This is a genomic window from Trichocoleus sp. DQ-A1 (assembly GCF_039961955.1).
Lineage (GTDB): Bacteria > Cyanobacteriota > Cyanobacteriia > Cyanobacteriales > FACHB-T130 > FACHB-T130.
Window position 1 is genome coordinate 1 of sequence record NZ_JAMPKE010000061.1, and the last position, 15,454, is coordinate 15,454.

Below are 15,454 nucleotides of genomic sequence, written 5' to 3' on the forward strand. Positions count from 1 at the left end.
AACGCCGAACCAGCCTACATACAGGCGGTTGTCGGTTGATGTGACCCAATCGCAAAACCGTTGCCATACGTTGGCGCTTTCGCGTCTTTGTAAGGTTGTGGTCATGTTTTTATAAGTGCGGGGTTTGAATTTTTTAAGTTCGGTATGAATGAGGCCAAGTTTGTTTCGCCTTCCATTTCATAATATTTACATTTGTTAATATTTGTCTAGCTTTTGACCCTTCAGGAATCCGAATCACTGTCATCGCATTTACTTATAACTAGCCCAGAATGCAAGAGGAGGAGCGAGCTGGCTTGTCAGCGCTAGGGCTAATGCCTCACTTCGCTGTTTTCATGCCTAAAGGGCTGTAAGCGATCGCATGCGAGGTGCGTCAGCTGGGCGTCAGCTAATCATGTAACTTTTCTGGTTATCTTTCCCCGAGTGCTGCGCTACGGAATGGTCAATGCCCCATACGGCATCTGTATACCCAATCGTTCGGCTGAGGTTGAAGCGGCGATCGCGCTCGCTTCAGACACTTATCGGAAACGGTTTCCAACCCAAAGACATCGCATCATCTATCGCTACAAGGGTCAACACGAACAAACCCCATTCGATTATTGAATGGAGCAGCTCGAACGGTTGGGTTTCGGCTCCGATTGGGTCAACCCGGATAAGTCGGATTACAGCACTCAGCACCAAGGCGTCAGAATCGTTACTGCTGAGTCTGCTTTAGGCTGGGAATTTAAAGCGGTGTTGATTCCTTGGGTGCAGCAGGAGAGGCGTTGGCGATTGTCAAACCAGATCCCAGTGAGAGCTTTATGTTTCCATGACCAGAGCGCAGGAAGTGCTACATCTGTTTGGGTCTGGATGTTTTCATATTCTCAAAGATTTGCAACAGAGCGAGCGCTTAGATGTCGTTCAACGTTCGATGTAGTTGCAGCGTGCTTGGAGCGATCTCACTCCTATCAAAGGAGCGATGGCTTTCAGTTCTGGCAGAAACTGAGTAAACCAACTGCGAGACTATGCCGAAGATAAGAGCGCGCGATCGCTGCCAGCTCAATCTTTGCAATCCTTTGATAGTTTGTGCCATGCATCCCACGGAACTAGATAGCAATCACCCTCTCGGCTCCCGGCCATCCTGGCGGGTGAAGCTTGACTTCACTTCGGAGCGCCGAAGTCAAGCGGGCGATCGCCGCCTCGACTTTCAACCCTCTGTTGAACCTCTTGAACTGTGGGCACAAAAAGGAATGAGGTTTGTTAATGACGATCCCGTGCTGGAGCAACTAACTATATGACAGTAAATCAGTGCCCATGCTGGAGCAACGATTCACACCAGAGTCAAAGCTAAGGCTGCTGGATTATCACCCCATGTTTACGGGCAGGTGTCCCTGCTGTCAGATGCTCTTTGAGATGAAGAAGCCACCCTTCGTGCGCTGGGACTGCTAGTGCGGATGGCTAGATGATAACGAGCGAGCGCTCTCCTCCTTGGCGTCTTTTCCTCTAGCACTAGAGCTTTTTAATAACCCTGTACCCAATCTTTGGTTAAATACGCGCATAGGTAGGTATTTATGAATATCCAGAAGTGAAAGCTAGCTTAATCTCCCTATCTACAAGCATTTAGCATCAATCAGAGCGATTCTCCCTTCGGCTTACTGATTTTTTTGATTTGGGAGTATTCCTTTGTATAGCAGGGGGGAAAAATGGTCGCTAAAAGCAACTCTCCGATTTTTGGTGATTGAGGTAGCTACAGTCAGTGGGCGATATTAACGCAAAATCAAGCTGGTTTCAACATCAACTGTCCCATTTTCAGTTGAGAGCGGGACAGTTAAGTTGACTTGGTGCATAAGTCTACATCAACTGATGGTGAGCGCTGGAATGCTTTATTTGAAAAGCTTTTCATGGCTGCTCTTTGCCCCGGCGGCTCAAATTTCTCCTTTGCTATACAAAGGGCAAACCAGCGCGCTCGCCTTCAATCCCACCAACCAGGGACTTACTTCTAGTACGCCCATGCCCAACAATAACGAAAAAAAGTCGGGGCTGGAATGACAATCCAAACGCTCAAGCCTGCCCCCTGGAATACCTACCCTCGGTCGAGATAGCAGCCCCATTACTTTTCCAGCATAGCCATGAGCTGCTCTCGCTCGACCGGGCTTAACTTCTGCAACTGGGCAAGCAAAGTTTCCCATTGGGTGTTCGCTTCCTGCTTCGACTCAGGCGCTGGCGGCTGTTTAAACAACAGCTCCTCAATCGCCTCCTCAATCGGTCGGCGCTTCTCTTCGGGAGTACAGCGCTCATACATTCCCCGTAATGTCTCCACCTTATGTCCCATCGCATAAGCTAACGACCGAGTCTGGGCGTCATCCAGCCGGACTTGATACGCCCAAGTTGCCCAGATATAGCGCATCGTATGGGGTGAAATCCGCTTACCCAGGAAACGATGAGAGGCAACTTCAAACGAGGAACCAAACCCTGGAATATCGGCTTCGATGCCAAGTTTGGGGAGGACAAACACATAGCCCCAAGACCACAGAGGCGAATTGACACCCGTGGGCAGACAGCAAGCATCCCCCGGATTGAATTCAGCTCGTCCACTTGTCACCCAGCGTCCCCGCTGCCCTTTTAACTCCGGCTGCCACCAATCATAGACCTGTCGATTTTTGTAACCCTCACTGAGCCAACTCCCGTACAAATAGCCTTCTAGGTAATCATAGAAGCAACTCCCGTCAGCCATCTGGCGGTTGGGAATTACTATGGATTGAGCAGCGTGAGTCGAGCGGGTTTTGTATTGCTGAATGTCCAGCACCCAGACCCCTTGAGGGTAGTGCTTTTTTTCGTGGATATAGGTTTTATGGAGATAATTGTCCTTGATTGTGCCATCCCAATGTTTTTCACGTACTTGTGCAGGCGGCAGGGGATGGTACAAGCCATCAGGCGGCACGGATTCTGGACGCTTGACAGGACAAGTCAGCGCAATTCTTAAAGTACGGTATTCTTGTTGTCGCCTTGCGGGGATGTCGGCAAGCAGCGACCACTTTAAGTAATCTTGATAGCTTTTGGCAATGGCAAAGCCGACCCGAAATCGACCTCGGCTGTTTCTAGGTCGGCACTCCAGACGCAACGGTTCTACAATTTTGGTTCTAACAACTGCTAGAGCTGTCTCTCCCTCTGCCGTATCCGGCCACTTCTTCTCAAAATCTGCAACCGACTGCCGATTTTTGACCCACTCGCTGATGTCCTTTCTTACTGAACTTAAGTGGTTGTTGAGCGATTTGAACAGAGGAATCTGCTGGTAATCCGCGTCTTCCTCCACCTCACTGGTGTAGAGAAACTTGGCCAGTGCTAAAAGCGCCCCTAACTTATTGCGTTTGGTAGAAGGACTTTTCGAGTGGAGGACTTCTCTCAAGAAACGAAAATAACTGCACAGCCAAGTTTCAAAAGTTTGCTTATGCTGTTTCCACAGTTTTACCTGTTCTTTGCTATTGAGATGTTCTAAGTCTTCTTGCCTAACCACAGCAATCAAATGTGACAAACGCACTTGCTCTAACGCAATTGGCGGGGTGCAACAGTAACAAAACCAGCCAAGCATTAGACGTATATCCCTAACGTACTGTAATGCGGATGATTCGCTAATTGGGTCAATCACACGGAACGGGCACTCTGGGTCAGTTAAATATCGGTGAAAGTCATCCAATTCCTTTTGTAAAGCAGCAGGCGTGTCTTGAGGCTTGAGCGTGTATTCCTGATGCACTGTCCTCCGCTCAATCAAGGGAGTGTTGCAGGTATCGCCATAGGGATTTTTCATGGATGGACAGGATTGCTGTTTCACTCTCGCCCGCCGCGAACCTCTAGCTGGCCACCACTGTTGTTGTTCGCTCCAACTCAAAAATTGGTTAAATCGATTTCCGTAAGTGTTTTGACTGGCAATAGACGCTTGTTGGCTCTGGAAAGCCTGCTGTATTGTTTGACAGGCGCTGAGCAATACTTCAACTTTTAACGTTTTTAAAAACTCCTTAGCTGCCTCAATATCCGCTCTTGTCATCTTTCGGCCTGATGTTGCCCGAGTAAAGCCTAATTGCGATAACCAAAACCGTAGGGTAGCGCAACGAAATTCATTAATAATTCGTTTAGCTTGCGACTCTGGATATATTGCTCGAACTTGTTCTTCATACATCTCGAATACTGACCAACAAGTAAAAGATTCCTGCATAATAAATGCCTCTGATGGTACACAGATAAAGTTGAACTTGCCATTGAGCTATTATTTAAAAGCTCCGAATTTATGGCTTCAATGATTTAAGACTGCCTCAATTTTTTATCTCTAGCTTCCTTTCATCTCTTATTTATTATAGATACCACCGCTCGTCATCGAAGCGAACGATTACATCGGTGCCTGCGGCAATCAGTTATATAAATGCTCAGCCCTTTTTGAGTATTACTTTCAGCTTCTAAAAGCTAGGATTTATTAATAAATAATTAACGAATACCTAATAAATTTTAGGTATTAAATAAATCCTAATCATCTGCTTTTTCGGGTTTATTAAAGGCTTTGGATTGAAGCAACCTTTTACTTATCGGGGGAGGGCGAGTCATTTAGCTCTTACTTAGTAGCTCCAGATCTCTAGTTCAAGTAGAAACGCAAGTTTCACTCGGTCTTCGTTGTTAGTTCAGCGACTGTAAGCAGACCCCGGCCAATTCGTTCAACCAATTCACTGCGAGAAATATTTAAACGGGCACTGGACTCATCTAATCCTGCCAAAGCAGTTGGGGTAAGACTCAAAGAAACAATTTTTTTGAGTTCGTCATAGGCTTCAGGCTGACCTCGCATTGATTTCCTTCCTTTACAACTTGGCTTTTTCTCGTGTTCTAAGCGGGGTCTACCTTTTCTTTTGATTTTTTTTGGCTTGTTCATAGTTATCTGTACGCTTCAATAGGGTTTTGAAGAGCCAAAGTTTTCTACCCTACACCCAAATCAAGTGAGCTAGGAAGGCAAACCAATGGGTATCCCTGAAACTAGGTATTAAACTCTGCTGAACTTTGCCAGTCCGGTTGCGTTGAATTCCTAGTAGAGAGGCTTATTCGTTTGGCTTTAAAGCTAGGTATTGGCTCTTCTTTTTAGTTACTGGATCAGACTATCAGCCTATTTTTGGCTCGTGTTAGAAGCGTACAATTTGCGAGTTTTTTGTAAATTTACCGTTACAATATGAAGTTTAATGACAGAACCAGCATTCATTAAATTATTTTGACGTGCCAAACCCTTTGTTTGAACGCTTGCCTTTTTCGCCTTTACGTGCGGCATTGGCTTGTGCTGTTCTGGCTTGCATGTAGGCTTTGTAGTGGACTAGCTCAACTTCAGATTGCAGTAATTGGATGAAGGTAGCGAATAAGGCTTCCTCAAGAAATAAAAAATTTTCGTCTTCGTTGTCGGAGTAGAGAAAACTAGCTTTAATTCCTTTGAATTCTCTAAGCCGCTTCAGAGTAGCCTGCTCCGCTTGATATAGCTGGAACCCATTTTCGGGGATGTGTTCGTCCCATTGCTTGAGTAGTAAGATAGCTTCCAAAGTCAACCAGGCTTGAGATGGGCAATCGAAAGCCAATATCCATTCGCACAGTGAATTTTACTTGGTTTTTGCCTCTGACCATATATCCTGGATAAGCCCATGAAGCTTCGCAGATATCTTGCCGGGTTTATGCTGCCTTTCAGTGGGAGATTTTAACCCCGACTCGATTAGAATGCCTGAGCTTCCTAAAAGGTAATACTCCATCCATAGAGCTTGGGTTCTGTATTTTTTCTTGAATTGGGCAAATCTCTCTTGTTGATCGGACTTAACCAGAATGTCGCCGTTCTCTCGTAGTAGGTCTGGTAGGTACTTGGCTGCTGTTATGTAGTTTTCCGCCTTTTTATTCTTCTTGGGATTGCGGTTAGAATTTTTCCCATTGCACCCAACGCGAGCTACGTTACTGTTTGCCTTGGCGCGATCGCTATCCTTGCTGTTGGGCTTTCCCCTTTTGCACCATAGGCGATCGACACCATTAACCTTCTTGTAATGAATAGGCTGCTGCCTCGCTTGATTTATTAACGCGAAAGCTTTCCTTGCTGACTTTGGACAGGAAAGATGTTCGCGAACGCGGATTTCAATCTTAATTCCGTTTTCATCAGTTCCTATCCTTAAGTTGGAAAATTTAATCGCTTCAAAGTGAGCTGGTTTCAGAAGCTTCTGAATGTCCTCTCCAAACTCCAACTCCCGCACCGTAATCTGTTTACCTTGTAAAGCTGTTACCCAGTCTAAAGTTTCTTCAGGAACCGGAGTGCAGTCATCGATTAGGGTCTTGGGATCGTCAAAATCTTTCGTCATGGTTAAGGTCGGGAATTGTTCTGGTTGGCAACGTGTTGAGTTAATTTCTTGGCTCCCAATAGAGTAAAGTTGGGTTCTTATTTCGAGTTTCTAGTTTCTTACGCTGGTCATGCTTTAGAGCAGTGTGGCATAAGTTGCTACAGGAGCTGGGTCACTCGTTGTGCAATCCTAGCAACTCTCGTAGTTCTTCTTCGGATGCGAGTTCTCTCCACCCTCCAGTGGCCTCGACACGTTCCAACATAGCTTCTATCGCTAGCGTAGCGACACCAAGACTTCCTTGCGAATCTTCCGCCCCATACAACGGCGGGTCTATTTTACGGTACCATCCAAGACATCGTTTAATGGCTCTGGTATCCTCGCCGATAAAGCATATAGGGAAGTTGCCTTGGAAATCCGATAATTACCCAATTCTATTCTCCTCAAGAACTTAGAACAGGACTTACGCAAATGTCACACGCGATCGCGATTCTAGCTGTAGACCAAGGACATGGCTAGCGAAGGACGCTTGAGTTGAGCAATTAAATAGTTTGAGAGCAATCCGTGTTTAAGTTGATAAACACTTTGGCCTGTTTGATATGCTAAATCTTTAAGTCTTAGCCAGACAGGATGGCACAAGCAATATGATTTCTCTAGATACGGGTTTGGCGACAAAGGCATCGCTTCTACACCAGTTAGTTGTTTTACTTCGGGCGTGAAACTCCTCAATTTTCCAACGCACACCGCACACCTCTTATACAGCATCCGTAGAATCTTGAGTTAAATTGTTGCTTGCAATATAATATTCCGTTTTGTCGGTAGAGACAATTTCCAGGGAGAGTTTTACTTTCTTATTTTGAGGAAAAGTCTTTATCTTAGTTATTTTACCTTGTTTGAATTCTTCTTTACTCCAATTTAGTGATTCAATTAATTTGTAGTTTTCAACACCTGCTGTATCATCAACCAAGCGGTTTTTCTTCAAATGGCAATAGTAAGACTTGCCTAAATCATCAATATATTGAATTAATTCATTGGTGGCATACCAGCTATGTATCACAACGCTCCGAAAAGGAAGCATCTTATAATAAACGAGGCTTTGAAGCATCTCTGCTATATGGTTGAGTTTACTTTTTCTATCTCCATCTGGATTGTAAATGCGGTAATCAATTACCCAAAATTAACACATTCCTGGGTTAACATAAACACAGTTAACTAAACCGATTCCCCAAATCTTTTTGTGTTCATTCCCACTGTATTTTTATCTGGTTAATTTAATATTTTTATATTTTTTTATAATATGTATTGTCAAAAATTACATAAGCATTTTCATAGATTTGGATTAGAGTTTTAGGAGTCTCCTACAGTAGGCGGGCGTCAGTTTGACTCGTCTCAAATAACGATTTATTTGCTCATAACTAATGTTTCCTAGATGCTCTGCTAAATTAGTAAGAGTATAGTTAATTTGACTGCTGAGTAAGTATTGACAATAGTTGAGTGTTAACCCTGTCCACTCCTAAAACTCTTTATCAACGTCCTGAAACGATTTGACTGCAACAGAAACAACCGAAACCTTCACTCAGTGACGTGAGCGAGGACACCACCCCTCAACGCGATAATCCACTTTTAAGTCTTTCAATTCGCCAGAAGTAATCACCATCAACTCCCACTCTTCAGGGCAAATCACCCAATCAGCACAGCTGCACTCAAGCCCTCATCTACATAAAAAGGATTTAGAACTAGCTCATTTCCACCGCAGGAATCGCATTGATGCAGACAACCGCTCTCATCCTGTACAATGACCCAAGCCGCCACAATTTAGGCACAATTCATACTCATTTGGGCTTGAAAAAGGATTCACTCTGCATTCCTCCCAACAAGCCACTGCCGCTCCTCTTCAGACTGCGCTTCACTCCCCCAACCCTCTCTGGCCGAGGCGTGGCGCTGTCGTGCTTCCATTTCTTCCGTTGAACTGCGATCGCGCTGCCTCAGATTCATCTTTTGAGCCAAAGCCTGAGTATTGAGCCGCCGCTGATTCGCATTTCGCAGTGTCTCGCGCCAGCCGTCGCGGTCGATTAAATCAAGCTGCTGGCAAATAGCAGCATCTAGCCGATAATCCAAATAAGGTTCCAGACCCTGACTAATGCCCGACGCAGCAATACAACTAGGATTTTGGCAAACGGGAATTTTGTCTGACTCCCAGCGATATCCGTCAATCACCATCCGCACTAGGTAGGGTTGAACCGTGCCGGTGTCATGACAGCAAAAGCATTTCCAGTTCGGTTGCCATAGTTCCTTGTCACGTCCTGGCTCATCTTCAGGACGAATGATGTCGCGGGGTAACTTTGGGAGATTCATGATTTAGCCCCCCATATTAACCCGTTAGCATCAGCCCAGTCTGCAAATGCTCTACGTTCCTCACGGGTAAGTGCTGGCTCTCCTTGAGCAATCCAGCGCGGTTTCCCCAGCCGAATTTGGGCGATCCATTCGTCGCGACGGGGGTCGTTTGCCCAGCGCTCCTCATTTACTGTTGGCATCTGTGCCAGTGTCAGCTGCTTGAGCCACAGTTTCTTAAGTTCTTCCCAGTTGGCGGCGATCCATTTATCTGGAAGCTCTGGAGGCTTCGGCATCTGTGCCGCCCTCTTTCTTCCAAATTCCAAAAAATTTTCTCTCTCTGCCTCTGAGAGAGAGTTGATAAAAAGTTGATAAAAATATGGAGGGTTGCTGCAACCTTTACCCAGCAGGCTTTTTGAAGTTTCTGATTCTACGATCGTGGACTCTGATTCTACGATCGTGGACTCTGATTCTACGATCGTGGACTCTGATTCTACGATCGTGGACTCTGATTCTACGATCGTGGACTCTTGTCCACGTTCGCAGACTAAGCTGCTTATTGACACTAGGATTCCCCTCGGTGCCTCCCATTTAATTGCGCCCTCTGTTCTTAATCGGCTGACAGCGCTATAAAAGGCTGCCTTGCTAATCCCCAAAAGGTTGCAAGTTTTTTCCTGCTCAAGCTTGATTTGCCAGCCAGGTTTGCATCTAATCAAGATGTAAAAATGAAGTAACCCCTTAGCTGTAATGTCGCCGCTGGTATATTTAGCGATCGCATCCTCTAGGGTTAACGGGTAGTATTGCGCCATAAGATCGAGCTATAATTTGCGTATTGACTAATTAAATTTGGTTAAATTAGTCAATCCGCAAATTATAGTGTAAAAAATTACCTAATCGACAAATTAATTGCGATGCAGACTCACGAGTGCTTCGACTGGATTCTTAACAAATACAAGGATGAATTCACGGCAAAAGAGCTTGCTGAGGCTGCTGGCATACCTACTTCAACAATTAGCAGCTTCAGAAAAGGCAAAAAGAACGCTGGAATCGAAATTTTTGATAAACTTCGCTCTGGACTAAGGCAAGTTTCCCCCCATGCCTATCTTCACTTGCACTGCCTCATGGCTGAGGAGGAGCTAGATGTAGTAAAGTTAGCTGCGATGGCTCCCCTGCAAGTTCAGGGTGAAATTCTTAAAGCCATCGGCTCTAATGGCGTATTTCGCCATTCTTCTGATAATGAACTTACTGCTAGCATGAGATGATCGGCAGTTTTAACTATTTAGAGTGCCATGCGAACAGAGGATGCAGTTCACCATAAATAAATTATGGGAATCTTTGCCTCCGCCAAGATCACTGTCTTCGCGATCGCATACACAAACTTTTGGGCAGCCTATGGGGCAGTTCTGCCGAGCAAACGCCATTGAGCAGTCGGCAAGGAAACAGGCTCTCACCAGCTACCGAAGAGCGCTTCAATAACACCTTGAGACAACGAGTGTCTTGCTTGGTGTGGAAAACCGAGTCATTTTTAAAGTCGTTAGATAACCAATATCGGTGCTATTTAGTATTTCATCCATTATTACAATGCATCATTACTTACTTAGCACTACCGCGCATACCAACCAGCTAATGATAAATTCCCTAGAAAAAAGTGACAGATGGAGAGTGCGATCGCTTTCAGTCTTAGGAGTTCTAGGGGAAACTTGAATAAACTGCTGTAGCACTATGTCAAAGATTCCAGAGTGCGATCGCACCCAATAGAGTTATCCCAAGCGAACTAACTTCATGAGAAAATAGCTTTCTAGAAAGGCTTTCCGAGCAAGTAATTATGAGTCACCTTTCTGAAACTGCTTCTTCACCCAATGAGTCAGAATTGGCACTGACGATACCGCTGCCGCTCACCCGACACCCAGCTTATGTATACCTGGCTTCTTTGGGGATGGGGTCAAGACAGACGATGCGGGGGTCTCTGTCGGCGATCGCATCAATCCTGACATCTGGAGAGTGTGATGCGATGACTCTCGATTGGACCAAGTTGCGCTACCACCATACGGCAGCTGTGAGGGCTGTTTTAATAGAGAAGTATAGCCCCGCCACAGTCAACAAAATGCTAACGGCGTTGAAGAGAGTGTTGCAGGAGGCTCTCAAATTGGAGTTACTCTCGGAAAAAGACTATAAGTTAGCGACTGACCTGCGCCCAGTTCCCGGCAGCAAAGGTTTGAGAGGTCGCGCTTTGAGTCGGGACGAGATTGCGGCTCTTGTTAAAGTCTGCCAAAACGATTCCACGCCCACTGGGACAAGGGACGCGGCATTGATTGCCCTCTTGCGGGGGTCTGGAGTGCGTCGCCGAGAGTTAGTCAATCTGGATTTGAGTGATTTTGACCCCTCAAAGGGAGCGATTGAAGTTCGCGATGGGAAGGGAGGGAAAGACCGGACGGTGTACCTGTCGAGTCAAGCGCTGAAGGTGGTGTTAAATTGGCTAACGGTTCGGGGCGACGCCCCTGGACCGCTGTTGTGTCCGGTTAATAAAGGCAAGCGAGTCACCATCAGACGGCTCACCTCTCAGTCCGTGTTATTCATTCTGCAAAAACGGGGAGAAGAGGCGGGTGTTGCTGATTTCAGCACCCACGATTTCCGCCGAACTTTTATCTCTGACCTGCTAGATGCGGGTGTGGACCTAGTAACGGTTCAACGCCTTGCGGGGCACTCCGACCCCAGTACCAGTTCCCGCTACGACAGAAGACCCGAAGCGGTGAAGCGACGGGCGGTGGAACTTTTGGACTTGCCGGGGCTTTCTGAATAGCCGATTCTTGTGAAATTGGGAATAGGAGATATCAATGCTAAAGAAGCGTAACTAATAATAGAGGAAAGGGGGAAACTGCCTTAAACTACCCTGTGTTGCTACTGTATCAGCCTGTGCCCAAGATTATCTCCCTGTTTAATCAGGCGGGTGGAACAGGTAAAACCACCCTGACACAGAACTTAGGTTATCAGCTTACCCAACGGGGACATAATGTGTTGCTAGTTGATATTGATCCACAGGCATCGCTAACTGCATTCATGGGTTTAGAACCGTTTGAGTTGGAGCAAACGATCGCGGACGCATTACTGAAAGATGCTCCACTCCCAGTTCATCGACAGCTTCATGGCATGGATTTAGTTCCCTCAAACATTCTCCTTTCCGCCGCCGAGGTACAGCTTCACTCCGCGCTCGCTCGTGAATGGAGGCTTAAGCAAGTTCTCTCGTCTGTTCAGAACAACTATAATTTCATACTGGTTGATTGCCCTCCTACACTGGGAATTTTCAGTATTGTGAGTCTGGTGGCTTCAACCCATGTACTTGTCCCGATTCAGACTCACTTCAAAGCGTTTCTAGGTGTAGAACTCCTTCTCGACTCTATTCGTCAGGTAAGAGAACGCATTAATCCAGAACTGGCTATTATTGGTGTAGTTCCGATGATGCACGAGAGCCGCACTAGCCAAGGGAAAGTCATTCTAGATGGTATAAAAGAGCAACTCGGCAGGGTAGCGCCCATCTTTCCGGCGATTCCCAGAGCGATCGCTTTTGCTGATGCTTCGATGGAGCGAAAACCGCTAGCCGTTTATGACCCTAAGCATCCGGCTGTGCCGCTCCTTGAATTTATTGCTCAGAGATTGGAGAAAGACTAATGGCTGTCAAGAAGTCCGGGCGAACGGCTCCAGAGCTAAAGACGCTGGATGCTTACCTTAGTAAACCTTCAGAGCCATCCACTTCAAAAGCGCCAATCGATAAGATTCGCCACCCCTTGAAGCAACCCCGTCGCTATTTTGCACCTGACAAGCTGGCTCAACTCGTGGAGTCAGTTAAGGAGCATGGCATTTTAGAACCTTTGTTAGTTCGTCCTCTTGAGGCTGGGGAGTACGAGCTGGTTGCCGGGGAACGACGGCTCCGAGCTGCTCGCGATGCCGGATTAACAGAAGTTCCCATCGTTTCCCGCGCTCTGGATGATAAGCAGGCTCTCCAAATTGCCTTAATGGAGAATCTTCAGCGAGAAGACCTGAACCCATTGGAAGAGACGGAGGGTGTACTGGAGCTGCTGGCGATTGTTCTGGAATTAGACAAGAGCGAGGTGGTGTCTGTTCTCCACCAGTCCTATAACGCTAAACAACGAGGAATTGAGTTGAATCAGAACGTTCTGATTCAATTGGAGAAGATTGAGTCACTCCTATCTTCAATAGGACGTTTCAATGCTGGAACCTTTCGTTCTAGTCGTCTTCCCCTATTGAATCTTCCATCGGATGTGCTAGAAGCGCTACGGAAGGGAGAGCTTGAGTACACGAAAGCGATGGCGATTGCGCGGGTGAAGGATGAACAGCTTCGGTCTGATTTGCTTTCGTTGGCAATTGCTGAGAACTTATCGCTCAACGAAATCAAGGCACATATTAAAGAACTCAAGCCTCAATCAGAATCAACTCCACAGAGGATTATGCTTGAGCGGTTGAGTGAAATCAGTAAGCGTTTACAGAAGAGCAAAACTTGGGGTGAGAGAAAAAAGAGAGAGCGGATTGCTAGATTGTTGGATGAGTTGGATAAACTGACAAAAGAGAGTTAGCGGATGGCTATCCTATCCTGTCAGGGTGGGAAGACGACATCCCTCATTCTCCTGAGATGAAGCTAAGTTTTGCCGTCAACCGAAATGGTAGTCATAACTGCCAACGGTAGAGCCGTTGCAGCAAGCGTTGGATGTTCTTGAACGGGACGAAGATGCGGAGTGAGCAGAAGAACTGTCTCTTACTCTACCGCAACAAAGTTAAATGCTAGATGGGGTTCAGTCTTTTGCTGCGCTCTTTGTATAGTGTATTGCCGCGGATACACTACCCTTTGAGAGAGTAGATTTAGGTAGGGTTGTCTATCACTGTACAGATTGGAATGAATAATTCGAGCAACTGGAACACGATTACTGAGTCAAACTTCCCGTGGGAGCGGGAGGCTCTAGACTTCGTGCGTCAGCAGTTCCCTGCACATGAGCCTTATCGAGCTTGGTCTAATTTTGAGTTTATTGCGGCGGATGGCAGTATCAATGAGGTTGATCTGCTTGTCTTTACTCCGTAGGAGTTTTCCTAATTGAGATTAAAAGTCATCCTGGGCGGCTGTTTGACGATGCAGGAACCTGGACTTGGGAAACAAACGGCAGACTCCACACCAGCAACAACCCGCTAATTGCAACCAACCCCAAAGCTAAAAAGTTGCGATCGCTGCTAGAACGGCAAAGAGCCTGCCGAAGTAGAGGGCAGATTCCGTTTATCGAAGCCTTGGTGTTTTGTTCTGCTCCAGAGCTTCGCTGTGAACTGCAAGGAACTGCACGATACCGAGTTTGCCTGCGCGACTTGAGGTTGTGTCGCAAAAACAGGTCAATGGTAAGGTAGGAAAGCTTATACTTGCCCTCTCTCCCTGCTATGTCTACTCCTTCTGTGTTTAAGTGGCGGCACTTTTTGCCGGAAATTATCCGGCTCAATGTCCGATGGTACTGCCGCTACGCCTTAAGCTATCGAGATTTGGAGGAGATGATGGCAGAGCGAAGAGTCGAAGTGGAGCACTCTACGAGCAATTGATGGGTGTTGAAGTATGCCCCAGCGTTAGACAAACGAATTCATCCCCATTTGAGTCTCACGAACGATTCGTGGCGGCTGGATGAAACGTATATCCTGGTCAAGGGAGCGTGGAAGTATTTTTATCGAGCTGTGGATTCAGAAGGGAATATCCTAGATTTTATGTTGAGCGCGAAGCGGGATGGCAAGACATCTGCAAGATTTTTTCGTCAAATGCTCAAAGCCCAGCATACTCAACCGCCACGAGTGATTAACGTGGATAAGAATGCTGCCTATCCAGTCGCAATGGAAGCCTTGAAAGCGGGTAAAACAATTGCAGCTCAGACCGAGCTACGGCAGGTGAAATATTTGAATAACGTGATTGAACAGGATCATAGAGCCATCAAGCGAATCACTAAACCAATGATGGGGTTCATTCGATTCAACACCGCCAGACGAACCTTGAGCGGAATTGAAGCGATGGAGATGATTCGCAAAGGGCAAGTGAACGGAATCGACACAGGGGACACTGTGTCTCAAGCCAAGTTTATTGAAGCAATCTTTTGTGTGAGTGCTTAGGGAAATACGAACGATACAAATCGTTTGTCACTTAAAAGTTCTTGGGACAGAACCGTATATCTCACCTCACACCACGCGCTATATTTAGGCGACTTGCAGGTGCAACTCACCGATCAACAAAAAGAGTCGCTGGCTTCTGCAATAGGTCAGACACTCAAAACCTTGAGGACAATATATGACCGATGCATGCCGGAAGAAAAGCGGCGGCCAATTGAAGAGGCGATTGATGAAATGTTATTTAAGACATTCCAACCCCAAAAGCCGGAAACCTCTTTGACTCCTGATCTAGCTCAGTTGGCTCAAAAGTTAGAGAAATTGACTGTATCTCAGCAGGATCACCTGCTAAAGGAACTGAAGGGATATAGCGGTTCTTACACGAGGGAGGTACGCCAAGATTCTCTATTCTCAAGCTTTCCAGCTTTGAGAATGTACCTCACATAACCGAGAAACGCTATAATGAACGAGCACTAAGCTGACAGTTGAAGGATGCGATGGCATTCTTTAACCTGTCCACAATCTCGTCGAGCTACTAACAAACGATTCCAATTCACCTTGGGCGATCGCTTAAGGTGAGTAAAGTTGCTGTGCAAAGTGCGGCGGTACGCTATAACCCAGAAGCGAGCCTGCCACATTGATTGATTCGGGTAAGTAATACCAGTTAGGGAAACCTT

The 15,454-nt window shown here is 46.4% G+C and carries 16 protein-coding genes and 3 pseudogenes; 11 read left to right on the forward strand and 8 right to left on the reverse strand.

Annotation, left to right across the window (positions count from 1 at the left end; translation table 11 throughout):
- Positions 1–435 precede the first annotated feature (435 nt).
- Together NDI33_RS27335 and NDI33_RS27340 are read left to right on the forward strand one after the other, a co-directional pair.
- Positions 436–600, forward strand: coding sequence for a hypothetical protein (locus NDI33_RS27335; RefSeq protein WP_190675814.1), 165 nt, complete (start codon positions 436–438; stop codon positions 598–600).
- A 401-nt stretch (positions 601–1,001) separates the two neighbouring features.
- Positions 1,002–1,274 (forward strand): hypothetical protein, encoded by a 273-nt coding sequence (locus NDI33_RS27340; protein WP_190675816.1) that lies wholly within the window; start codon positions 1,002–1,004, stop codon positions 1,272–1,274.
- A gap of 812 nt (positions 1,275–2,086) precedes the next feature.
- Here NDI33_RS27340 and NDI33_RS27345 read toward each other — a convergent pair.
- The 7 genes and pseudogenes from NDI33_RS27345 to NDI33_RS27375 all read right to left on the reverse strand — a co-directional run bounded on the left by NDI33_RS27345 (position 2,087) and on the right by NDI33_RS27375 (position 9,448).
- Entirely contained in the window at positions 2,087–4,018 is a 1,932-nt protein-coding gene (locus NDI33_RS27345; protein ID WP_190675820.1) for a hypothetical protein, read from the reverse strand.
- 603 nt (positions 4,019–4,621) lie between these two features.
- Positions 4,622–4,804 carry a hypothetical protein gene (locus tag NDI33_RS27350; protein WP_190675838.1) on the reverse strand — a complete coding sequence of 61 codons (183 nt, stop codon included), beginning with the start codon at positions 4,802–4,804 and terminating at the stop codon, positions 4,622–4,624.
- Between the two features lie 409 nt (positions 4,805–5,213).
- On the reverse strand, positions 5,214–5,573 hold the full coding sequence (locus NDI33_RS27355) for a hypothetical protein (protein ID WP_348245691.1): 360 nt from the start codon (positions 5,571–5,573) through the stop codon (positions 5,214–5,216).
- 21 nt (positions 5,574–5,594) lie between these two features.
- Positions 5,595–6,332, reverse strand: coding sequence for a hypothetical protein (locus tag NDI33_RS27360; protein ID WP_190675824.1), 738 nt, complete (start codon positions 6,330–6,332; stop codon positions 5,595–5,597).
- Positions 6,333–6,800: 468 nt separating this feature from the next.
- Positions 6,801–7,770 (reverse strand): annotated as a pseudogene (locus tag NDI33_RS27365) (transposase).
- Positions 7,771–8,162: 392 nt separating this feature from the next.
- Complete coding sequence (locus tag NDI33_RS27370) at positions 8,163–8,663, reverse strand: hypothetical protein (RefSeq protein WP_190675826.1); 501 nt, start codon at positions 8,661–8,663, stop codon at positions 8,163–8,165.
- A complete protein-coding gene (locus NDI33_RS27375) occupies positions 8,660–9,448 on the reverse strand; it encodes a hypothetical protein (protein WP_190675828.1) in 789 nt (262 codons plus the stop codon). The genes NDI33_RS27370 and NDI33_RS27375 overlap by 4 nt, the downstream gene beginning before the upstream one ends.
- Before the next feature lie 102 nt (positions 9,449–9,550).
- Here NDI33_RS27375 and NDI33_RS27380 point away from each other — a divergent pair, with 102 nt between their 5' ends.
- From NDI33_RS27380 to NDI33_RS27420, 9 genes and pseudogenes are all read left to right on the forward strand, one after another.
- The gene (locus tag NDI33_RS27380) at positions 9,551–9,901 is read left to right on the forward strand and encodes a helix-turn-helix transcriptional regulator (protein ID WP_190675830.1); all 351 of its coding nucleotides are present in this window, start codon (positions 9,551–9,553) and stop codon (positions 9,899–9,901) included.
- Between the two features lie 99 nt (positions 9,902–10,000).
- Positions 10,001–10,201, forward strand: a pseudogene (locus tag NDI33_RS27385) (IS1 family transposase); the annotation flags it as partial.
- Positions 10,202–10,464: 263 nt separating this feature from the next.
- Positions 10,465–11,439, forward strand: coding sequence for a tyrosine-type recombinase/integrase (locus NDI33_RS27390; RefSeq protein ID WP_190675831.1), 975 nt, complete (start codon positions 10,465–10,467; stop codon positions 11,437–11,439).
- Between the two features lie 92 nt (positions 11,440–11,531).
- Positions 11,532–12,305 carry a ParA family protein gene (locus NDI33_RS27395; protein ID WP_339380293.1) on the forward strand — a complete coding sequence of 258 codons (774 nt, stop codon included), beginning with the start codon at positions 11,532–11,534 and terminating at the stop codon, positions 12,303–12,305.
- Positions 12,305–13,228, forward strand: a complete 924-nt coding sequence (locus NDI33_RS27400) for a ParB/RepB/Spo0J family partition protein (protein WP_190675834.1) — start codon at positions 12,305–12,307, stop codon at positions 13,226–13,228. Before NDI33_RS27395 ends, NDI33_RS27400 begins: the two co-directional genes overlap by 1 nt.
- Positions 13,229–13,545: 317 nt before the next feature.
- Positions 13,546–13,728 carry a hypothetical protein gene (locus NDI33_RS27405; RefSeq protein WP_199302437.1) on the forward strand — a complete coding sequence of 61 codons (183 nt, stop codon included), beginning with the start codon at positions 13,546–13,548 and terminating at the stop codon, positions 13,726–13,728.
- A 38-nt stretch (positions 13,729–13,766) separates the two neighbouring features.
- Positions 13,767–14,042 carry a hypothetical protein gene (locus tag NDI33_RS27410; RefSeq protein ID WP_347275898.1) on the forward strand — a complete coding sequence of 92 codons (276 nt, stop codon included), beginning with the start codon at positions 13,767–13,769 and terminating at the stop codon, positions 14,040–14,042.
- A 30-nt stretch (positions 14,043–14,072) separates the two neighbouring features.
- Positions 14,073–14,783: pseudogene (locus tag NDI33_RS27415) on the forward strand (IS6 family transposase).
- Between the two features lie 24 nt (positions 14,784–14,807).
- Positions 14,808–15,224 carry a hypothetical protein gene (locus tag NDI33_RS27420; RefSeq protein WP_190675836.1) on the forward strand — a complete coding sequence of 139 codons (417 nt, stop codon included), beginning with the start codon at positions 14,808–14,810 and terminating at the stop codon, positions 15,222–15,224.
- A 26-nt stretch (positions 15,225–15,250) separates the two neighbouring features.
- Here the strand turns inward: NDI33_RS27420 and NDI33_RS27425 are convergent.
- A partial coding sequence (locus NDI33_RS27425; RefSeq protein ID WP_206753668.1) for a hypothetical protein occupies positions 15,251–15,454 on the reverse strand: 204 nt, incomplete at its 5' end.